Origin of the sequence: Mycobacterium kansasii ATCC 12478, from assembly GCF_000157895.3 — a bacterium.
In the GTDB taxonomy this organism is placed as follows: Bacteria; Actinomycetota; Actinomycetes; order Mycobacteriales; family Mycobacteriaceae; genus Mycobacterium; species Mycobacterium kansasii.
Window position 1 is genome coordinate 4,510,160 of record NC_022663.1, and the last position, 20,707, is coordinate 4,530,866.

The 20,707-nt window shown below is 67.3% G+C and carries 21 protein-coding genes, 1 pseudogene and 1 riboswitch; of the genes and pseudogenes, 7 read left to right on the top strand and 15 right to left on the bottom strand.

Going from position 1 to position 20,707, the window contains the following annotated elements; translation table 11 throughout:
• Positions 1-11 precede the first annotated feature (11 nt).
• Positions 12-194: pseudogene (locus MKAN_RS29865) on the top strand (nitronate monooxygenase); the annotation flags it as partial.
• Positions 195-315: 121 nt separating this feature from the next.
• On the opposite strand, the gene MKAN_RS19660 reads toward MKAN_RS29865, so the two are convergent.
• Positions 316-645: a nitroreductase/quinone reductase family protein gene (locus MKAN_RS19660; protein WP_036391043.1), complete on the bottom strand. Its 330-nt coding sequence runs from the start codon at positions 643-645 to the stop codon at positions 316-318.
• Between the two features lie 95 nt (positions 646-740).
• Positions 741-1,193 carry a DUF1772 domain-containing protein gene (locus MKAN_RS19665; RefSeq protein ID WP_036391625.1) on the bottom strand — a complete coding sequence of 151 codons (453 nt, stop codon included), beginning with the start codon at positions 1,191-1,193 and terminating at the stop codon, positions 741-743.
• A gap of 118 nt (positions 1,194-1,311) precedes the next feature.
• On the opposite strand from MKAN_RS19665, the gene MKAN_RS19670 reads away from it, so the two are divergent.
• Positions 1,312-1,983 (top strand): TetR/AcrR family transcriptional regulator, encoded by a 672-nt coding sequence (locus MKAN_RS19670; protein ID WP_023371296.1) that lies wholly within the window; start codon positions 1,312-1,314, stop codon positions 1,981-1,983.
• Here the strand turns inward: MKAN_RS19670 and MKAN_RS19675 are convergent.
• The 3 genes from MKAN_RS19675 to MKAN_RS19685 are packed head-to-tail and all read right to left on the bottom strand — an operon-like array spanning position 1,947 to position 5,196.
• Positions 1,947-2,678: a class I SAM-dependent methyltransferase gene (locus MKAN_RS19675; RefSeq protein WP_099185070.1), complete on the bottom strand. Its 732-nt coding sequence runs from the start codon at positions 2,676-2,678 to the stop codon at positions 1,947-1,949. The two genes, MKAN_RS19670 and MKAN_RS19675, sit on opposite strands and share 37 nt — an antisense overlap.
• Positions 2,675-3,826 carry a homoserine O-acetyltransferase MetX gene (gene metX / locus MKAN_RS19680; protein WP_023371300.1) on the bottom strand — a complete coding sequence of 384 codons (1,152 nt, stop codon included), beginning with the start codon at positions 3,824-3,826 and terminating at the stop codon, positions 2,675-2,677. The genes MKAN_RS19675 and metX overlap by 4 nt, the downstream gene beginning before the upstream one ends.
• A gap of 11 nt (positions 3,827-3,837) precedes the next feature.
• Complete coding sequence (locus MKAN_RS19685) at positions 3,838-5,196, bottom strand: bifunctional o-acetylhomoserine/o-acetylserine sulfhydrylase (protein ID WP_023371302.1); 1,359 nt, start codon at positions 5,194-5,196, stop codon at positions 3,838-3,840.
• Between the two features lie 39 nt (positions 5,197-5,235).
• A riboswitch (SAM riboswitch) is annotated at positions 5,236-5,355 on the bottom strand.
• A 146-nt stretch (positions 5,356-5,501) separates the two neighbouring features.
• On the opposite strand from MKAN_RS19685, the gene MKAN_RS19690 reads away from it, so the two are divergent.
• The gene (locus tag MKAN_RS19690; protein ID WP_023371304.1) at positions 5,502-6,731 is read left to right on the top strand and encodes an NADP-dependent isocitrate dehydrogenase; all 1,230 of its coding nucleotides are present in this window, start codon (positions 5,502-5,504) and stop codon (positions 6,729-6,731) included.
• A gap of 134 nt (positions 6,732-6,865) precedes the next feature.
• On the opposite strand, the gene MKAN_RS19695 is transcribed toward MKAN_RS19690, so the two are convergent.
• On the bottom strand, positions 6,866-7,708 hold the full coding sequence (locus MKAN_RS19695) for an alpha/beta fold hydrolase (protein ID WP_023371306.1): 843 nt from the start codon (positions 7,706-7,708) through the stop codon (positions 6,866-6,868).
• 85 nt (positions 7,709-7,793) lie between these two features.
• Between MKAN_RS19695 and trpS the strand changes: the two genes are divergently transcribed.
• Complete coding sequence (gene trpS / locus MKAN_RS19700) at positions 7,794-8,825, top strand: tryptophan--tRNA ligase (protein WP_023371308.1); 1,032 nt, start codon at positions 7,794-7,796, stop codon at positions 8,823-8,825.
• Entirely contained in the window at positions 8,822-9,862 is a 1,041-nt protein-coding gene (yhjD, locus tag MKAN_RS19705) for an inner membrane protein YhjD (protein WP_023371310.1), read from the top strand. The genes trpS and yhjD overlap by 4 nt, the downstream gene beginning before the upstream one ends.
• A gap of 73 nt (positions 9,863-9,935) precedes the next feature.
• On the opposite strand, the gene MKAN_RS19710 is transcribed toward yhjD, so the two are convergent.
• From MKAN_RS19710 to dacB1, 8 genes are all read right to left on the bottom strand, one after another.
• On the bottom strand, positions 9,936-10,226 hold the full coding sequence (locus MKAN_RS19710; RefSeq protein ID WP_023371312.1) for a WXG100 family type VII secretion target: 291 nt from the start codon (positions 10,224-10,226) through the stop codon (positions 9,936-9,938).
• A gap of 29 nt (positions 10,227-10,255) precedes the next feature.
• On the bottom strand, positions 10,256-10,528 hold the full coding sequence (locus MKAN_RS19715) for a hypothetical protein (RefSeq protein WP_036391047.1): 273 nt from the start codon (positions 10,526-10,528) through the stop codon (positions 10,256-10,258).
• Positions 10,529-10,589: 61 nt separating this feature from the next.
• A complete protein-coding gene (locus MKAN_RS19720) occupies positions 10,590-11,783 on the bottom strand; it encodes a PPE family protein (RefSeq protein ID WP_023371316.1) in 1,194 nt (397 codons plus the stop codon).
• Entirely contained in the window at positions 11,780-12,091 is a 312-nt protein-coding gene (locus MKAN_RS19725; RefSeq protein WP_023371318.1) for a PE family protein, read from the bottom strand. The genes MKAN_RS19720 and MKAN_RS19725 overlap by 4 nt, the downstream gene beginning before the upstream one ends.
• Positions 12,092-12,357: 266 nt before the next feature.
• Positions 12,358-13,485: an N-acetylglucosamine-6-phosphate deacetylase gene (nagA, locus tag MKAN_RS19730; protein ID WP_023371320.1), complete on the bottom strand. Its 1,128-nt coding sequence runs from the start codon at positions 13,483-13,485 to the stop codon at positions 12,358-12,360.
• The gene (locus tag MKAN_RS19735) at positions 13,482-14,843 is read right to left on the bottom strand and encodes a sugar porter family MFS transporter (protein WP_023371322.1); all 1,362 of its coding nucleotides are present in this window, start codon (positions 14,841-14,843) and stop codon (positions 13,482-13,484) included. The genes nagA and MKAN_RS19735 overlap by 4 nt, the downstream gene beginning before the upstream one ends.
• Positions 14,844-14,850: 7 nt before the next feature.
• A complete protein-coding gene (locus tag MKAN_RS19740) occupies positions 14,851-15,177 on the bottom strand; it encodes a PH domain-containing protein (protein ID WP_023371324.1) in 327 nt (108 codons plus the stop codon).
• A 10-nt stretch (positions 15,178-15,187) separates the two neighbouring features.
• A complete protein-coding gene (gene dacB1, locus MKAN_RS19745; protein ID WP_023371326.1) occupies positions 15,188-16,414 on the bottom strand; it encodes a D-alanyl-D-alanine carboxypeptidase DacB1 in 1,227 nt (408 codons plus the stop codon).
• Positions 16,415-16,534: 120 nt separating this feature from the next.
• Between dacB1 and MKAN_RS19750 the strand changes: the two genes are divergently transcribed.
• A complete protein-coding gene (locus MKAN_RS19750; protein WP_023371328.1) occupies positions 16,535-17,143 on the top strand; it encodes a MerR family transcriptional regulator in 609 nt (202 codons plus the stop codon).
• Positions 17,140-19,365: a VIT domain-containing protein gene (locus MKAN_RS19755; protein ID WP_023371330.1), complete on the top strand. Its 2,226-nt coding sequence runs from the start codon at positions 17,140-17,142 to the stop codon at positions 19,363-19,365. Before MKAN_RS19750 ends, MKAN_RS19755 begins: the two co-directional genes overlap by 4 nt.
• Here the strand turns inward: MKAN_RS19755 and MKAN_RS19760 are convergent.
• A complete protein-coding gene (locus MKAN_RS19760; protein ID WP_023371332.1) occupies positions 19,362-20,678 on the bottom strand; it encodes an aspartate aminotransferase family protein in 1,317 nt (438 codons plus the stop codon). The genes MKAN_RS19755 and MKAN_RS19760 overlap by 4 nt on opposite strands.
• Positions 20,679-20,707: the final 29 nt, after the last annotated feature.

Below are 20,707 nucleotides of genomic sequence, written 5' to 3' on the forward strand. Positions count from 1 at the left end.
TCCTGGCGCGAAAAGTGTTTGAAAACGGTGATATCGACGCTGGCATATGGACTGTGGGAACTGCGATGGGACTGATCAACGACATCCCGACCGTCGGTGACTTGGTTGCCCGCATTGTCGAGGAGGCCGCAGAATTGATGAGCAACCGGCTCGCCGGCATGATCATTTCGGGCCGGTCCACGGTCACGAGATGAGAGTGGACACACGTGCATAAGGCCGGGAACGCGGTTGCCGCAAAGGAATTCGACGACAACGCGCTTACCCGGCGGCTTATCGCGGCTTCGCCACTGCGGACGTCGCACCGCCGGCCCGTGGTCAGTTGGTCAGCCGTACGGTGATGGTGACCCCTCCCTTCGCGTCCCGCCGAGCGATCGCATGCCCGGCGCGTTCGGTTCCGTCGAGCCGCAACGTCAGTGGCCCGCCGTTGCCTAGAAAGTTTCGCCACCATGTCTTGGCCTCGGGCATGTTCACGCTGATGACGATCTCGTCGCCGGTGCGGCGGTATGCCACCGGGATGGTGAACGGGCGCCCGGAACGCCGTCCGGTATAGCTGAGCATGGCGATGTTGCGGTTCAGCAGCCCGCCGAAGCGTGGCGAGGTGGCCACCGCGGCCACCGGTACGTTGAATAGCGGCGCGGCGCGCATGAGGAGCCGCCCAAGCGTTTCCGGTCGTACGATCACGATCACTATCCCTTCAGTGCCGGACGGTGCGGGTATGGATCTTTGGGGCACATCTTGGCTCAGACAACCAGCGTGAGGCACAACGCTGCCAGTGCGAGACCCTGCAGGACGGCGCGAGCATCAATGATGCGATCCCAAGTGGACTGCAGCGCGCGGGCATTCGCTGGGACCCGGCCGCTGGCTGCGGCGGCGGTGAGCTGGCGGTTGATCGGCGCGCTGACCCGCACATAGAGCGCAATCCAGGCCAGCAGCACCGCCACGGCGGACACCGCCAAAATGGCTTGGGTCCATTGGCCGGCCACTGCGAACAATGTCGCACTGGCGACGGCGGCCCCGCCGCCGAGAACACCGGGTACGGGCATGCGCCGGTCGCCGTAGCGATGCACGTTGCCCATCACCGCCACCAGAGCGCGATCGTCAACAGCGGCCAATGCTGGTCGCTGGACGAGTGCGCAGAACACGTCGGTGCCAAAAACAACCGCGGTAGCCAGTACTGATGTCAATGCCAGCATTGTGGCGAGCTCGATCACGGCAGCGCCCCCTCTCCAGCCGTAGTGCTAGCAATGCTAGCGATTCCGCGGAGTAATGTCAATAGCATCGCTAGCTAATCTAGCCGTGCTAGTATCGCCCATGGCCGTCAATGAACGCCGAGTTCGCGAGCAAGCCGCACGTCGTCGACTGATCATCAGTACCGCGCGTCAACTGGCGGAAGCCGAAGGCTGGGACGCTGTTACCACGCGCCGGCTTTCCGACGCGATCGAATACAGCCAGCCGGTGTTGTATAAGCACTTCTCGGGCATGGATCACCTCGCTGAGGCCGTGGCGATCGACGGGTTCGGCGAACTGGCCGAGGTGCTCTCGGCTGCCCGTCGCGGGAGACGCGCACCCAAAGCGGCGCTGAAACGAATCGCGAATGCCTACATCGACTTCGCCGACAGTAATCCCGCGCTCTACGACGCAATGTTCATCCGCGCAACGACATTGCGATTCGCCGACGCAGACACCCCACCAGAATTGTCGAACGCGTTCCGCGAGCTACGCCAAGCAGTCGCAGAATTTGCAGATCGGCAGGACGTCGACACCCTCGCGGAGGTGCTGTGGGCCGCGCTGCACGGACTAGTCACGCTCAACCGCGGCGGCCGGTTACGACCGGGACACCACGCCGCTCGAGTCGAACTCCTAATAAACCAGTTCACTCAATCCGCCCAAACCCGTCGTCGCTCTCCGGGCCTGCTAATCCCAAGTGACGCAACACCACCCGGACGTCAGGACAGCGTTGCTCGCACACACACCGTAACGTAGGGCAACGCAAGGCCGTTCGCGTTCGCCAGCGCCGGGTGGGTGGCGAGCAACTGACGCACCTGGCCGAGTGTCTTAGTGCGCACTTTCGCCGGTGAGGTGATGCAGTAGGTGCGAGACGCCACCAAATCGATCAATGCTTGCGGCGTAAGGTAATTGGTCCACTCGACCTGACAACGTTCCACGTCGGTGAACGGTTCGGGCAACGTCGCTTTGTCGCGCGCGGGGTCGCCGTCCCGTCCGATGATGTCGCCCAGCTCGCGGACCCAGCCGAGCCGCTCGTCGCGGGTGTTCCACACCAAACCCAGCCGCCCACCCGGCCGTAGCACCCGCGCGACCTCGGGGATGGCCCGCGTGGGATCCACCCAATGCCAGGCCTGGGCCACCAGCACGGCGTCGACGCTGTTGTCTTCCAACGGAATCTCTTCCGCCGTGCCCAGCAACGCCAGCGTTTTCGGTAGTGAGGCACGCAGCACCTCGAGCATCTCGGGAATCGGGTCGACGGCCACCACGTCCAGACCGCGCTCGACCAGCCGGGTGGTCAGCTTGCCGGTACCGGCGCCCAGATCAAGGACGTTGCGGGCACCGGTCGGCAGCAGCCAGTCGATGGCCTCCGGCGGATAGGAGGGGCGGCCCCGCTCGTAGGCGGCTGCTGCCGAGCCGAATGACAGCGATGGGTCCTGGCTGGACCGGGTCACCATGAACGCACACCCCGATAGTCGGCTTGATGATCGGCCAATTGCAGTGTCTGGCGGATCAATTCGCCGACGGCCTCAATCTCGATGAGGAAGCCGTCGTGCCCGCAGGCCGAGTCGACAACGCGCAACCCGGCGCAGCCGGGCAGCAACTCGGCCAGTTCTTGTTGCAAGCGCAGTGGATAGAGGCGGTCGGAGGTGATACCACCGACCACGACGGGCACCGGACATCCGCGCAGTGCCGCAGCGACCCCGCCGCGCCCACGACCGACGTCGTGGCTGTTGAGGGTCTCGGTCAACGCCACATAGCTACCGGCGTCGAATCGGGACAACAGCTTGTCCCCCTGGTGTTCCAGGTAGCTCTGGACCGCGTAGCGTCCGCCGTCGGCGGGGTCTTCGCCGTCTTGACCGCGGTTGGCGAACCGGTTGTCGAGCTCGGTCTCGCCGCGGTAGGTCAGGTGGGCAAAGCGCCGGGCGATCTTCAGTCCCGCCTCGGGCTTGCGGCCCGTGTCGTGGTAGTCGCCGCCCTGCCAATTCGGGTCGGCCTTGATGGCCTCGATCTGGGTTGTCTGCGTGCCGATCTGGTCCGCGGTGGCACGCGCGCCGACGGCCAGCAGCAGTGCCGAGCGCACCCGGTCGGGGTGGCCGACAATCCATTCCAGCGCACGGGCCCCGCCCATCGATCCGCCGACCACGGCGGCCACCTGGGTGATGCCCAACGCGGCCAGTGCCGCCATGTCGGCCTCCACCTGGTCGCGTACCGTGATCGTCGGAAACCTTGAGCCCCACGGTTTTCCGTCGCGCGCAAGCGAGCTTGGCCCGGTGGAGCCGCGGCAACCGCCCAGCACATTGGTGGCCACCGCGCACCAGCGGTCGGTGTCGATCGGAGCGCCCGGCCCGGCCACCCCGTCCCACCAGCCGGGGGTGGGGTGCCCCGGCCCGGCGGGTCCGGTGATGTGCGAATCGCCGGTGAGGGCGTGCAGCACCACCACGACGTTGTCGCGGTTGGGCGACAACTTGCCCCAACGCTGTACGGCGATGCAGACGTCGTCGATCACCGCACCGCTTTCCAGGCGCAGCGAGCCGATGTCGACCAGACCGATCTCACCTTCGGCGGGCAGCGTCTGGGTGGGCACGTCGGAGATCGTCACGTCAGAGCTCCTCAGAAGGCGGCCACGGCCTGCGACTCGCCGCTGAATTCGCTGAATCTTCGTGCCGCGGCAAAGCCCAGCTCGAGGTCGGCCAGGATGTCGTCGATACCCTCGATCCCGACGGCCAACCGCACCAATCCCGGGCTGACGCCGGTGGACAGCTGCTCGGCGGGGCTCAGCTGGGCGTGGGTGGTGGATGCCGGGTGGATCACCAGCGAACGCACGTCACCGATGTTGGCGACGTGGCTGTGCAGTTTCAGCGCGTTGACGAAGGCCTTGCCGGCCTCGATACCACCGGCCAGCTCGAAGGACAGGACAGCGCCGGTCCCCTTGGGCGCCAGCTTCTTTGCCCGCTCATACCACGGCGAACTGGGCAGCCCCGCGTAGTTGACCGACAGCACTTCGTCGCGGGCTTCTAAGAACTGGGCTACGCGTTGAGCGTTGGCGACGTGCCGCTCGATCCGCAGGCTCAACGTCTCCAGACCCTGGGCCACCAGGAAGGCGTTGAACGGCGAGGCCGCCGAACCCAGATCGCGAAGCAGCTGCACGCGAGCCTTGAGCGCGAACGCCGGCGGTCCCAGTTCGGCGAACACCACGCCGTGGTAACTGGGATCGGGGGTGGTGAATCCGGGGAAGCGGCCCTGCGTCCAGTCGAAAGTGCCGCCGTCGACGATCACACCGGCGATCGCGGCCCCGTGTCCGCCCAGGTATTTGGTGGCCGAGTGCACCACGATGTCGGCGCCCTGGGTGAACGGCTGGATCAGGTAGGGCGTGGCGATGGTGTTGTCGACGATCAGCGGCAAACCGTTGCGGTGAGCCACCTCGGCCACCCCGGGGGTGTCCAGGATGTCGATCTGCGGGTTGGAGATGGTCTCGGCGAAAAACGCCTTGGTGTTGGGCCGGACGGCGGCCTGCCAGGTGTCCAGATCGTCGGGATCCTCGACGAAGCTGACGTCGATGCCGAGCTTGGCCAGCGAATAGTGGAACAGGTTATAGGTGCCGCCGTACAGGCGCGGGCTGGACACGATGTGATCGCCGGCCCCGGCCAGGTTCAGGATCGCGAAGGTCTCCGCGGCCTGACCCGAGGACAGGAACAGTGCGGCCACCCCGCCTTCGAGGGCCGCGATGCGCTGCTCGACCACATCGGTGGTGGGGTTGCCGATCCGCGTGTAGATGTTGCCGGGCACCTCGAGCCCGAACAGGGCGGCGGCATGCGCGGTGTTGTCGAAGGTGTACGACGTGGTCTGGTAGATCGGCAGGGCCCGCGCATTGGTGGCGGAGTCGGGCTGCTGGCCGGCGTGGATCTGCTTGGTCTCGAATGACCAGTGCGCGGCCGGATCGGCCTCGGTGCTGCTGTTTTCGGCGCTCATAGACGTCACTCCCTGTCAGCTCAGGGGCCCGTCACGGCGGACCCGCGCTTGCCGTGTAGCCGATTGTGGCTACTCAACCGGGTCATCACCCGGGGCACCCCACCGCGGTTGGAGGGTTGCCGGCCAGCAAGCCGGGGCTTGACGCTGGCGCTCATGACCGCTTCGAAGCCTACCGTACGGCGACTGCTTCATGCCAACTGCGACTCGAACTCCGGCCCGGCCGGGCGGGTGACCGCTCCTAGTAACCTGACCAGCAGAGCAACCGCTCGCCCCAAAGCTCACCAGGCTGGAGGATTCGGGCCCACATGTCCAGTGAAGCCAAGATCAAGGTCAAAGGCCCGTTGGTCGAGCTCGACGGCGACGAGATGACCCGCGTCATTTGGAAGCTCATCAAGGACAAGCTGATACTGCCGCATCTGGACATCAATCTGGAGTACTACGACCTGGGCATCGAGCACCGTGACCAAACCAATGACCAGGTGACGATCGACGCGGCCTATGCCATCAAGCGACACGGTGTGGGCGTCAAATGCGCAACCATCACCCCCGACGAGGCGCGCGTCCAGGAATTCAACCTGAAGAAGATGTGGCTGTCACCCAACGGGACCATACGAAACATCTTGGGCGGCACCATCTTCCGCGAGCCGATCGTGATCTCGAACGTGCCTCGGCTGGTTCCGGGCTGGACCAAGCCAATCGTCATCGGCCGCCACGCTTTTGGTGACCAATACCGCGCAACGAATTTCAAGGTGGAAAAACCCGGCACCGTCACCCTGACATTCACTCCCGCCGACGGCAGTCAGCCGATCGTCCATGAACTCGTGTCTATTCCCGAGGACGGCGGTGTGGTGATGGGAATGTACAACTTCCGCAAATCCATCCAGGATTTCGCGCGCGCGTCGTTCTCCTATGGCCTCAACGCCAAATGGCCGGTCTATCTGTCGACCAAGAACACCATCCTCAAGGCCTACGACGGCATGTTCAAAGACGAGTTCCAGCGAATCTACGAAACCGAATTCAAGGACGAGTTCGAAGCCGAGGGCCTGACCTACGAGCACCGGCTGATCGACGACATGGTTGCCGCGTGCCTGAAGTGGGAGGGCGGCTACGTCTGGGCGTGCAAGAACTACGACGGCGACGTCCAGTCCGACACCGTCGCGCAGGGCTACGGTTCGCTGGGCCTGATGACATCGGTGCTGATGACGGCCGACGGCAAGACGGTCGAGGCCGAAGCCGCCCACGGCACCGTCACCCGCCATTACCGCCATTACCAGGCCGGACAACCCACCTCGACCAACCCGATCGCCTCGATCTTCGCCTGGACCCGCGGGCTGGCGCATCGCGGCAAGCTGGACAACACCCCCGCGGTCGTCGAATTCGCGCAGACGCTGGAAGACGTGGTCATCAAGACGGTGGAAAGCGGCAAGATGACCAAGGATCTGGCCATCCTGATCGGCCCGCAGCAGGGCTGGCTCAACAGCGAGGAGTTTCTCGACGCGATCGCCGAGAACCTGGAGAAAAGGCTGGTTGGTTAGGCCCGAAAGGTCCCGGCCCACACGAGTGTGCGGCTACGGCTTTCAGAGTGTGTCCAGGGTGGGCGATCGGCCGAGAACTCCGCCACGAGTGCACTGTCGAGGCCGTAGCCGCACACTCGGCGGGGACCCGCTGGTCAGCTAGCCGGCGGGTCGACGGCCCGGATGTGCGGGCAGCATTCCTCGATGAAGCTGCTGATCACCTCGGTGATGCGTTCCGGCGCCTCGTACATCGGAACGTGGCCCACGTTCTTGATCACGGTGACACGGTGGTCGTCGGGCAGGTGGGTGGTGAAGTGCCGGGTGTAGCGGGGTGAGGGGATGATCCGGTCCTTACCGCAGATCACCAGATGCGCCGGGACGGCGTTCTCGGCCAATTCCCGCAAGCCGTGCATGAGCAGCGCCTTGACCAGCAGCTGGAAGTAGGCCGGGCAGTGTGCCACGTCGTCGATGATGCCGTGCAGTTCCGCGTCGTCGACCCCATCCGGTGAGGCGCTGATCGCGTAGGTGGCCAGCGGGCGGCTGAACGGCAGCCGCAGCACCCGTTGCCGGAACATCCAGGCCAGCACCAGCAACGGGATACCCAGGATGAACTTGGCGATCACCTCGAACTTGGCCGGGCTCCAGCGGTGCCAGCCGCCGGCGGGGGCGATGCCGGTGACGCTGCGCGCCCGTCCGCGCCGCTCCAGCTCGAAGGCGACCCAGCCGCCCAGCGAGTTTCCGACGATGTGGGCGGTGTCCCAGCCCAGTTCGTCCATCTGGCGCTCGACGTGATCGGCCAGCACCGCCGAGGACAGGAACCAGGTACCGGCACGGGGCCCGCCGTTGTGGCTGGCCATGGTGGGGGCGAACACCTCGTAGCGGCCGGTGTCGGCCAGTTGGCGGGCCACTTTCTCCCATACCGCCTGGGACAGCAGGAACGGGTGCAGCAGCAGGACCGGCTCGCCGGAGCCCAGGTGGATCGGAGCGCGGGTAGGCATATTTCCGACATTACAAGGTGGTACCGCCGGTATCGCAAGCGTCCGCAAATCGCTCTGCCGGCCGCGTGACAAGATCAGGGGCATCATGAGCACCCCCACCGGATCCCGCCGAATTTTCTCCGGCGTGCAGCCAACGTCCGATTCGCTTCACCTGGGCAACGCCCTGGGCGCCGTCACCCAGTGGGTCGCGCTGCAAGACGACCACGACGCGTTCTTCTGCGTGGTCGACCTGCACGCGATCACCCTGCCGCAGGATCCGGAGGCGCTGCGCCGCCGGACCCTGATCACGGCCGCGCAATACCTGGCGCTGGGCATCGACCCGGCGCGCGCCACCATCTTCGTGCAGAGTCACGTCCCCGCTCACAGCCAGTTGGCCTGGGTGCTGGGTTGTTTCACCGGTTTCGGTCAGGCCTCGCGGATGACCCAGTTCAAGGACAAGTCGAGTCGCCAGGGCGCCGAGTCCACCACCGTCGGCCTGTTCACCTACCCGGTGTTGCAGGCCGCCGACGTGCTGGCCTACGACAGCGACCTGGTGCCGGTGGGGGAGGACCAGCGCCAGCACCTGGAGCTGGCACGCGACGTCGCGCAGCGGTTCAACAGCCGCTTCCCGGACACCTTCGTGGTTCCCGACGTGCTCATTCCCAAGATCACCGCCAAGATCTACGACCTGCAGGACCCGACGTCGAAGATGAGCAAGTCGGCCAGCACCGACGCCGGGCTGATCAGCCTGCTCGATGACCCGGCATTGTCTGCCAAGAAGATTCGCTCGGCGGTGACCGACAGCGAGCGGGAGATTCGGTACGACCCGGACGCCAAACCGGGTGTGTCGAATCTGCTCAGCATCCAGTCGGCGGTGACCGGGGTCGGCATCGAAGCCCTGGTCGACGCCTATGCCGGACGCGGCTACGGCGACCTGAAGAAAGACACCGCCGAGGCCGTCGTCGCCTACGTCAGCCCCATCAAAGCCCGGGTCGACGAGCTGACCGCCGACGTGGCCGAACTCGAGTCCGTGCTGCAGGCCGGGGCCGAGCGCGCCCACGATGTCGCCAGCAAAACCGTCCAGCGGGTCTATGAAAGGCTTGGTTTCCTACCGCAAAGGGGTAATCACCTGCCATGAGCGAGCCGGCCGAGCCTGGAATCCTCGATAGGCTGCGGGCCCGGCACGGGTGGTTCGACCATGCGGTGCGCGCCTACAAACGGTTCAGCGAGCGCCGGGGCGGCTTTTTTGCCGCAGGCCTGACGTACTACACGATCTTCGCGTTGTTCCCGCTGCTGATGGTCGGCTTTGCCGTCGTCGGGTTCACGCTGTCGCGCAACGACAGGCTGCTGAACATGACCTATGACCGGATCCGGGCACTGGTTCCGGGCGCCTTCGGTCAGCAGCTGATCGACTTGGTGAACTCGGCCATCGATGCGCGGGCGTCCGTCGGCGTCATCGGCCTGGCCACCGCGGCGTGGGCCGGGCTGGGCTGGATGTCGCATCTGCGGGTGGCGTTGAGCGAGATGTGGGCACATCCCGTCGAGTTGGGGAACTACGTGCGTAACAAGCTCTCTGACCTGGCGGCGATGGTCGGGACGTTCGTGGTGACCATGGCTACCATTGCGCTGACCGCGCTGGGCTACCTGCGGCCGATGGCGACGGCTTTGAAATGGCTTGGCATCCCGGAGTTTTCGCTGCTGGACTGGATCTTCAGGGCGATCTCGGTGGTGCTGTCGGTGGTGGTGTCGTGGCTGCTGTTCACCTGGATGATCGCACGGCTGCCGCGGCAGTCGGGGCGCTTCGTCACCTCGATGCGGGCCGGTTTGATCGCCGCCGTCGGGTTCGAGCTGTTCAAGCAGGTGGGGTCGATCTACCTGCGGACGGTCCTGCGCAGCCCGGCGGGCGCGACGTTCGGGCCGGTGCTGGGTTTGATGGTGTTCGCCTACGTCACCGCGTACCTGGTGCTGTTTTCCACCGCGTGGGCGGCCACCGACTCCGAAGAGGACCCGCGTGCCAAGCATGTCGATCCGCCCGGCCCCGCGATCATCCGGCCGCGCATACAGGTCAACGAGGGCCTGGCTGCGCGTCAGGCGCTGGTCGCGGTGGCTACCGGAGCCTTTGGGGCTCTGACGTTTTCACGATTACTGCGGCGGCGAACCCGCGGACCGGATTGACGCCGGCGGCTGCCGCCAGTGGTTTCTGAGCCTGAAAGCACCTGGGCCAGTGCCCATTCCGGCCCCAGCTGAGCTAGCCGCCCCACTTGGCGGCTTCGGCCTGGTCGCGGGCCATCATGGCGGTGGTGTTGGATTGGTGCGTGCCGGCCATCGACTGATACGCCCCCACCAGGTCTTGCAGGGCCTGGCTCCATTGCGCCTGCCAGGATTGATAGGTCATGCCGGTATCGCCTTGCCAGGCATTCGCCAGCGCGGCTTGCTCACTGGCGATATCCGCGCCCAGGCTGTGCAGCGTGCCGGCATAGCCGGACATGTCGCCGGCGTGCGCCATCATCGCCGGGTAGTTGTACATGATCTGTGACATCACAAAGCCTTTCGCGGTTCTAGGGCCACTCAGAACCCGGTGTAGGTGGACGCGGCGGCGCCGTCAGCGGCCACACAGGTGCCCGCGGCGTCGCCCAGGTTGGCTTGCGCAATGTCCAGCAAGGCGTTGACCTGCGCAACGGCCGCCACGAAACGGGCGTGGGCACTCTGGAAAGCCGCCGCGGACTGCCCGACGTGAAACGCCTGGGCCGCCGTCGCTGATTGCTCGGCCTGATCGATCCTGTGCCGCATCAACCCTGCAGTGGCGGCAAATACCGACTGGGGCGCGACCAGCTGTGGAATATGGCTCCAACATACTCATAACGGTTGTTCTCCGAGTGGTTTCGGGCTGCTCGTCGTCGTCTCAATGACCGGATGCTGCAAGCTGTTTCGACTCCCAGGTCGCCGGCAGCATCGGCATCCGTGCACCACTGGCAAGCTCGCCGGCCGGCACATCCGCCAACCCCGACGGCTGCGTGACGGTCTCCTTGATGGCGGTGCCGGCAAATCCGGACAGGCCCGCGCCCTGGTCAGAAGCCACCACCGAACCTGGTTCCACAGCCGACACCAGTCTTGCTTCCGGAGCCCGGCTCGCCGCGGACCGCACGGGAGAAGACTCGCTTACCGCCGATGCCATCACCGCGGGCGCGGCAACGGGCACGGCGTCGGCCGTCTTGAGTTCGGCGTCAGCCGCGAGGTACTGAGTAATCCCGATCGGCAACGCCGTCGACAACGGAATCGCCGCCGCAGCCGGCAGCGCAAGCAGTGACCCGCCCAGCAGGAATGGCGATGCGATCAGCAGCAACGGCGGTCCCAGGATGAGCGCCAGGATCGCGAAGACTATCGCGTAGGTGAATATCAGCAGCGGCGTGATGAGCGCGATGACGATGGCATATGCCACGATGGCGAACAGGATCTCCAGTGATATCAGGATGATCTGGATCAATATCACAATGATGATCGGCAGTTCGCCCACTGTGGCGGCAATGCCCGGGATGGCAGCGGCTGCACCCAGGCCGGCATTGAGCAGTACCGGCGCCGGTGTGGTCTGAGGTGCCGACGCCAGCGCCGTGCCCGCAACGGCCTGGTAGCCGCTCATCGTCGTGGCCGCCTGGACCCACATCCGCATGTAGTCGGCCTCGTTGAGGGCAATCGGAATCGTGTTGATGCCAAAGAAGTTCGTCCCCACCAACACCGCGTGCGTGGTGTGGTTGGCGGCCAGTTCGGCCAGCGTCGGCATGGCCGCCAGCGCGCTGGCATAGGCTCCGGCCGCGGCCTCGTGCTGGGCTGCCATCACCGCGCTGTCGGCACTGATCTGGGTCAGCCAGGCCAGGTACGGCGCGTGGGCGGCCGCGTAGCTCTCCGCACTCGGCCCTTGCCACGCTGCGGTGTGCACCACCGTTAGCGCGGCAGCGAGTTCTTCTGCGGCAGCAGCATATTCGGAACTCAGCGACGTCCACGACGCGGCGGCCGTCAACAGGGAAGCGGGACCGGGACCGGAACTGAGCAACGCTGAATGGACCTCTGGTGGCGAGGCAAACCAGATGGGTGCCGTCATGCCAGGCCGCCCGAAATCCCGTACGCGCACGCAGCCACGGCATCACCGGCGGCATAGCCGATACCGGACTCGCCGAGAGCGGCACCGGAGCGCCCGAGCTCTTCGACGCCGCCGGCCGCAACCGTGGCATGAATGTCGCCCTGGACGCTGAACCCGGCCGCCGTCGCCACCGAGACCGGGTCGGCTGCCGGGGGCACCACCGCCGTGATCAGCGGTGCGGCGCCGGCGTGCGCGGCCGTGAGCCGCGCGGTGAGCGCCTCGACCGCGGCGCTGGCGGCTGCCAGACCTTCGGGAACGACTCGCAGCATTACCCTCGCACTCCTTCTGATCGCGTCTTGCCTCCTTGCTCGGTCCCGGTCTGGTCGAGCAACACCGGCGCCTATTGTGCATGCTTCGCAAGGGCCGCGCCATGCGAGATATACCGTAGGGAAACAGTTGCATAACGCAATGATCAGCCGACGTTGGGTGTACACAACCGCTTCGCAGCTTCTCGACCGCTGCGGTGCGGGATGAACAGGATGAAGACGTGCCAGGCTAAGCGCCGCGTGCCATGGGTTTGCGGTGCAGCCGATCGTCAGAAGTCGATCCACTCGCCGTGGGCCATCACCGCGGCAACCCGCAGATCTCGGTCCAGCACAACGAGATCGGCGTCCAGGCCGGCCCGCAGACTGCCGATGCCCGCCAGCCCGAGAGCGCCGACCGGGGTCGTCGAGGTCATCTGCACCGCGGCGGCCAGCGCGTCGTCGTCCGGATCGGGTCCGGCCACGCCGCGAAACAACTCATCCATGGTGGCCGTGCTGCCGGCGATGGTCGACGTCCCGCGCACCCGCGCCACCCCGGACTCGACATCGATCGGCACCGAGCCCAGCCAGTATGCTCCGTCGCCGTATCCGGCGGCGGCCATCGCGTCGGTGATCAGGGCAACCCGGTCAGGGCCGGCGGCCGCGATCACCGCCCGTACCACGGCCGGGTGAACGTGGACGCCGTCGGCGATCAGTTCGACCGTCACCCGGGGATCCGCCAGCAAGGCCAGCGCGGGCCCGGGTGCGCGATGGTCCAGCGGCGGCATCGCGTTGAACAGGTGGGTGCCCACCGTGGCGCCGAGTTCGACGGCATGGCGGGTCTGCTCGTACGTGGCATCCGAATGGCCCACAGCCACAACAACGTTCGCATCCAGGAGGCGACGGATCGCCCGGTCGGCGCCGGGCAGCTCGGGAGCCAGTGTCACCATTCGGATGGTGCCGTCGGCGGCGGCCAGCACCGCCTCGATCTCGGCGGGGTCCGGGGCGCGCAGCTGCGTGGGATCATGTGCGCCGCAGCGCGCTCGACTCAGCCACGGTCCTTCCAGATGGATGCCGGCGACGGCGCCCAACCGGGTCGCTTGGGCGGCACGAGTCACGGCATCGAGCAAGGCTGCCGGCGCCGCGGTGACCAGGCTTGCCAGCATGGTCGTGGTGCCGTGGCGCGCGTGAAACCTCGCCGCCCGGCCGATGTCGCCGTCGGTGACCGATGCGCCGCCGCCGCCGTGCACGTGCATGTCGACAAAGCCGGGCACCAGCAGGGCGTCGGGGAAATCGACGTCGGGCGGCTGCGCCGGCCGGCCGGCGCCGCAGGCCGAAATCGTTGGGCCGGCTGTCTGCACCCAGCCCGGCCGGCACACCTGCCCGTCGATGACGGCGGCGCCGGCGTGGATCAGGCTCACCGAGTTTCCGGGGCTGGGGACGGTTCGGTAGGCCAGTGACCGCCGTTCTCCCAGTACCGCTGGATCTCCTCGAGCTCGCGGCCCTTGGTCTCCGGCGCATACCCGAGGACCACCACGAAGGAGATCACAGCCAGCGCCCCGAAGAGCGCGAAAACGGCTGCGCCGCCGAGCCAATGCAGCATGGTGAGAAAGAACGCGGCGACGATCGCGTTGCCCGTCAGGGTCGAGGTGAGCATCACGCTCGACCCCATTGACCGCAGCCGGGAGGGAAAGCTTTCGCCGGCATACACCCACACCAGCGAGCCGAACCCGAAGTTGAAACCGACGATGAACAGCAGCACGCCGCCGAATCCGCCGATCAATCCGCTGCCGGCACTATGGCTGAATGTCACGACCAGCAGGCCGTCGGCGGCGATCATCATCGCGATGCCCGACAGTAGGATTGGGCGCCGGCCCCACCGGTCGACCGAAAACAGCGAAACGAACACCGCCGACAATCCGGCCAGCTGCACCAGCGCGGGCAGCCCCAACAACGCGAAATCACCCGTGAAACCCATGGCGGCAAAGATCCGCGGGCTGTAGTAGATGATCGCGTTGATCCCGGTGATCTGGACCAGAAAGCCGAGGGTGACGACGAACACGGTGGCGCGCCGATAGGGTTGGCGCAGCATCTCGGACACCCGGCCGCGGCCTTCGCCGAGGGCGCCGGCCATGTCGGCCAGCTGGGTATCGACGTCGGCCTCGGGTTCAACGCGCAGCAGCGCTCGTCGCGCGTCGTCGGCGCGGCCCTTGAGCAGGTACCAGCGAGCGGTGTCGGGCAGGCGCATCAGCAATGGCAGCAGCAGTGTCGCGGGCACCGCGGCGAGCCCCAGGATCCACCGCCAGCTGTGCGAGCCGGCCAGCAGATAACCCACCAGGTAGCCCAGAATGATGCCGCTGAGAATGGCCACCTGATACGCGGTCAGCAACGAACCGCGCACCGCCGTGGGTGCGGATTCGGCCACGTACACCGGAACCACTACCACCGCCACACCGATGGCCACCCCCAACAACAGGCGCGCGACCAGCAGCATGGGCAAGGAGACGGCCGACGCGCCGAGCAGCGCGAACACCGCGAAGCCGGCGGTGAGCAGCACCGTCGACTTCTTGCGCCCGATCGCATTGGCCAGCACGCCGGCCCCCAGCGCCCCGATGATCTGGCCGATCACCACGGTCGTGGTCAGCAGCTCCTGCTGGCGTGTGGTGAGACCGAACTCCTCGGTGACGAACAGCAGCGCTCCGGCGATGCTGGACAGGTCGTAGCCGTAGATGAGGCCGACGCTGGCCGCGGTGAGCCCGACCAGTATTCCCCGCTGCACGGACAGCTCAGCTGGCCGGTATCCGGGACTTGAGCAGACCGATGACGCGGTCGGGATCCTCGGGGGTGATACAGGGTTTGACCCGACTGCCCACATCGAGGACCAGCAGCGTGTTCTTGCTGCCCCGCTTCAGGTCCAGCGGGAACCAGTAGCGCGGGTCCGTCGCGCCCCACAATCGGCCCTTGCCGGACGCCCAGCCCATCTGTTCGGTCGTGACGTCCTTGACGTCGCGGTAGGGGATTCGCTTCGACCCAGCAAAGGGGAAGTAGTAGCGACGGATGGTGATTCCGTCGTCGTCCAGCAGCAGGCCGGCGTCCTCGTACAGGGCAGTCATCCCGCAGAGTCTAGTGCTGAGCGCGGCTGTTCATCGACCTTGCGACCAGGATCAACCCGAACACGACGACGGCGCCGAGCACCGCCACCCCCACCCGCACCGGCAAAGCCTCGGCATCCGACATGAGGCCGGCCGCTTGGGAGGCATCCGGCTGGCGATTGGCCGGTTTGTCCTTGCCCGACGCCAGCGCGGGGTCGGGTTCGATCAGCGAGCCGACCTGGGTGCCCGCAGGCGTGCTGAAGCCGTAGTCCAGCAGGTGGGCGGCTTGTTCCCACGGCGCGATCGGCTGCCGGGTGCCGTGCAGCAGCACCGCCATCAGCCGGCGGCCGTTGCGGTTGGCGGCGCCGACGAAGGTCTGCCCGGCGTCGTCGGTGTAACCGGTCTTGCCGCCCAGGGCACCCGGGTAGTGGTAGAGCAGCTGGTTGTCGTTTTCCAGTTCGTAGCCGGGATGGTCGCCGTGGCCGGGGAAGTCGTAGCTGCGGGTGGCGACGATGTCGGCGAAAGTAGGGTTGCGCCAGGCGTACCGGTAGAACAGGCCGATGTCGTAGGCCGAGGTGCTCATCCCGGGCCCGTCCAGCCCGGACGGCGTCGCCACCCGGGTGTCGCGCCCGCCCAGCTTGGCGGCCAGCACGTTGATCTTTTCCAGGGCCATCTGCATGCCGCCGAGTTGCCTGGCCAGCGCGTGCGCGGCGTCGTTTCCCGAATGCATCAGCAGGCCGTGCAGCAGCTGGTTGACGGTGTAGGTGCCGCCGGCGTCGACGCCGACCTTGGTGCCCTCGGCGGCCGCGTCATCGTCGGTTCCGGCGACCGACTTGTTGAGGTTCAGCTCGTTGATCGCCGCCATGGCGACCAGCACCTTGATGATGCTGGCCGGGCGGTGCCGGCCGTGGGGATCGCGGGCGGCGATGACCGCACCGCTGTCCAGGTCGGCCACCAGCCACGCCTCGGCGGACACGTCGCCGGGCACTGGCGGGGTGTCCGGTGCGGTGATGATGCCGCAGCCGGCCAGCGCGTTGCCGCCCACCGGCGTCGGGGGCACCGCCAGCGGCAGCGGCGGATCACCGGCGGTGGGGACTTCCGAGGAATCCACCGCGGGCGGGGTGGACACCTTGTACGGGCAATTTCCGGCGCTGTTTGCCTCGGCGTTGGGTTCGGCTTGCGCGGTCGGTACGGCGGCCGGTCCGACTGCCAGGAATACGGCTGCGACCAGGCACGATGCGGCGCGTAAGAAGTACATCGCTGTGCAGATTAGGCGATGGTCCGGCGGATCGCCGGACGCCGCGCTGTGACTAATGAGGCGGAAGTTAAAAATACTATTTGACAGTGTCATTTATATGGATAACACTGTCAAATAATCATGCCGTCACTGCTCACGTTGCCCGAATTCGCCGCGCTGGCCGCCACGGCCGTGCGGGCGTCGGGCGCGGCGCCGGAAAACCGCCAGGCCAAGGCCATGCCGGCGGAGCGGATGATTCGCTACTACACCGCGCGCGGTTTGCTGCCGCGCCCCGGAACCCGCGGACGTGCGCTGACCTACGGACGAACCCACCTGCTGCGCCTGGTCGCCATCAAGCGGCTGCAGGGCAAGGGTTTGTCGCTCGAGGAGATCGGTGCGCGCTTGACCTCGATGTCGGCGGCGGAGCTGACGTCGCTGGCCGCGATCCCGCCCGGCGTCATACCGGCCGACCTCGGAGATCTCGAGCCCGCCCCGGAAATGTCGCGGGCCGCCGGCCGCTTCTGGTGTGCCGTGCCGGAGGCTGCCCCGGCGCCCGCCGCCGACCCGGCCCCGGCGCCGAACACGGCCCCGGCGCCGGCCGCCCGCCTTCAGGCCGTCCGGCTCTCCGACACCGTCACGGTGCTCGTCGATGGCCCACTGCCCGCCCTCGACACCTTGCGGCAGGCCGCCACGCCGTTGCTGGAGCTGCTCGCCGCTACCCAGGCCGCTACCCGAAAGGACTCTCGATGAGCACCACCTTGCTGCCCCTGATCCCCGTCGCTGCCGCACCCACCGGACGCGGCGAGCTGACCTCCGCGGATGGGCGGCGGCTGCCGCTGAAGGCGATCAGCGTGGACACCGTCGTCGTCGGGATGACCGCGACCTCGACCGTGCGCCAGCGTTTCGTCAACTCCGGCGAAACCAGCGTCGAAGCGACCTACGTGTTTCCGTTGCCGGCTCGCGCTGGTGTCACCGATTTCGCGGCATCGCTGGCCGGGCGGCGGGTGATCGGAGTCCTCAAAGAGCGCGCCCAGGCCCGCACGGACTACGAGCAGGCCCTGGCCGCGGGCCAGCGGGCCGCGATCGTCGAGGAGGACCGCTCCGATGTGTTCTCGGTGCGGGTGGGCAATCTCGGGCCGGGTGAGGAAGCCACCATCGAACTGCGGCTGACCGGCCCGCTGGCATTCGAGGACGGCGAGGCCACCTTCCGCTTCCCGCTCGTGGTGGCCCATCGCTACACCACCGGAACCCCGGTGCCCGGCGACCAGACGGGTCCGGGAGTGGCGCGCGACACCGATGCGGTGCCCGACGCGTCACGGGTCACGCCACCGCGGCTGGCCGACGACGACGAGCGCCCGGAGCTGCAGATCTCGCTCACCGTCGAGAGCGCCGGCCTGCCGGTCTCGGACCTGCGGACCTCACTTCCCACCGCCGTCCTGGAAGATTCGGCCGACGGGCCGACCCGGCTGCGGGTGGAGCCGGGCGCTCGGGCCGACCGTGATTTCGTGCTGCGCTTCCGCCTCGACCGCGGCGCGCTGTCGTCGTCGGCGCTGCTGGTTCCGGATGCCGACGGTGATGAAGGCACCTGGTCGGTCACCCTGGTGCCGCCGGCCGAGCCGTCCAGCGCGCCACGCGATGTGGTTGTGGTGCTGGATCGTTCGGGGTCGATGGGCGGCTGGAAGATGGTCGCCGCGCGCCGAGCGGCAGGGCGCATCGTGGACATGCTCGACACCGTCGACCGGTTCTGCGTACTGGCTTTCGACGACCGCATCGACACGCCCACAGATATGGCGCCGGGGCTGGTCGAGGGCTCCGACCAGAACCGGTTCGCGGCGGCGTCGTGGCTGGGCTCGTTGCGCAGCCGGGGCGGGACGGAGATGGCCGAGCCGTTGCGCAGGGCCGTGGAGCTGCTAGCCGGCTCGGACGAAGGCCGGCAGGCCAGCGTGGTCCTGGTGACCGACGGCCAGATCACCGGCGAGGACCACTTGTTGCGGTCCCTGGCCCAGTCGCTGGGGCGGATCCGGATCTACTGCGTGGGCATCGACCGTGCCGTCAACGCCGGCTTCCTGGACCGGCTGGCCCGGCTGGGTCGCGGGCGCGCCGAGCTGGTGGAGTCCGAGGCGCGCCTGGACGAGGCGATGTCCAGGCTGGCCCGGACCATCGGACGCCCGGCGCTGACCGCGGTGCGGGTGCGCGCCGAGGGTCTCGAGATCGTCGAGGGCAGCACCACGCCCAGCCGGGTACCCGACGCCTTCGCCGGCGTGCCCTGCGTGGTCTCCGGGCGCTATCGTGGCCCGGTTACCGAGGTGACGCTGCGCGTCGAGGCCGACGCCGCCGACGGCCCGCTCCGGGCGGCTCTACCCGCCCGGGTTGCATCGGAAGCTGTTGCGGTGCAGACGATTTGGGCCCGCTCGGTAGTGCGTGACCTGGAGGACGACTACGCGTCGGGTCGCGACTCCGAGGGGCTGGCCGAGCGTCTGGTGGCGCATTCGATCCGGTTCGGGGTGTTGTCGAGGTTCACCGCATTCGTGGCCATCGATCCCGAACACACCGAGGCCGGCCCGCTCACGGAGGTCGTGCAGCCCGTCGAGCTGCCGTCGGGATGGGTGGCATCGGCCGTGGGCTTCCTGCCGGCCCCGGCAGCGGCTGCGGCGCGCGGTGTCACCGCGATGAAGGAGGCTGTACCGCTTGCCGGTGCACCGGCCGCCCGTAAACGCGCCCTCAAGGAACTGCTCAAGCTGGTGGAGAAGGGACTGGCTGGCGGTGACGACTCCGGACTCGACGAGGTCTGCGCGGAACTGATCGCGCATCGCGACGCGGCGACGGATCCCGCGCTGACGGCGGCGCTCACGGTGCTGTGCGACACGCTGACCAGGTACCTGTGCAGCCCGACCGAGGAGGGGGCGCTGCAGGTGCGCGAGGCGGTCGGGGCGGTCAGGAAGGTGCTGCCCAAGCGGCGCTTCTGGGTTTAATGGCGTACTTCACTGAGTACGGCGCGCAGGATGGCTTCGATGGTGTCGAATTCGGCCTGACCGCTGATCAGCGGTGGCGCCAGCTGGATCACCGGATCGCCGCGGTCGTCGGTGCGGCAATACAGCCCGGCCTCCCACAGCGCCGCGGACACCCGGCTCAGCAGCGATCGGCGTTCCTCGCCGGTGAAGGTCTGCTTGGTCGCCTGGTCTTTGACCAGTTCGATGCTGAAGAAGAATCCCTCGCCGCGCACATCGCCGACGATCGGCAGGTCGTAGAGCCTTTCCAGGGTGGCTCGCAGCAAGGGGGAGTGCTGCTTGACGCGGTCGTTGAGCCCCTCGCGTTCGAAGATGTCGAGGTTGGCCAGCGCGACGGCCGTCGACACCGGATGACCGCCGAAGGTGTAGCCGTGCGCGAACATCGTCGTGCCGTCGTTGAACGGCTCGAAGACCCGGTCGCTGGCGATCATGGCGCCCAGCGGCGAGTAGCCGGAGGTCAGGCCCTTGGCGCAGGTGATCATGTCGGGCACGTAGCCGAAGTCGTCACAGGCGAACATCGACCCGATCCGCCCGAACGCGCAGATCACCTCGTCGGAGACCAGCAGCACGTCGTAGGAGTCGCAGATCTCGCGGACGCGCTGGAAATAGCCCGGCGGCGGCGGGATGGAACCGCCGGCATTCTGCACCGGTTCCAGGAACACCGCGGCCACGGTGTCGGGCCCTTCGAACTCGATGGCCTCGGCGATCCGGTCGGCGGCCCACTGCCCGAACACCGTGACGTCGGTGACCGGCGCGCGGTAGAAGTTGGTGTTGGGCACCCGGAACCCACCCGGGGTCACCGGCTCGAACGGTGCCTTATACGCCGGCAGGCCGGTGATCGCCAGCGCGCCCTGGGTGGTGCCGTGGTAGGCGACCGAGCGCGAAATGACCTTGTGTTTACCGGGTTTGCCGGTGAGCTTGAAGTACTGCTTGGCGACTTTCCAGGCCGTTTCGACGGCCTCGGTGCCGCCGCTGGTGAAGAACACCCGGTTCAGGTCCCCGGGCGCGTAGCGGGCGAGCCGCTCGGCAAGCTCGATCGCCGGCTGGGTGGCATATCCCCACAGCGGGAAGTACGACAGGGTGCCCGCCTGGCGCGCGGCGGCCTCGGCGAGTTCGCCACGGCCGTGACCGACCTGCACCACGAACAGCCCGGACAGCGCGTCGAGGTAGCTTTTGCCGCGGTCGTCGTAGATGGTGACGCCGTCGCCGCGGGCGATGACCGGCGGTGTGATTCCCGCGCCGTGGCGGGCGAAATGTAGCCAGAGGTTGCTCGTCATTTGTTGGCGAGCGTAGCGCTACCCTCGGG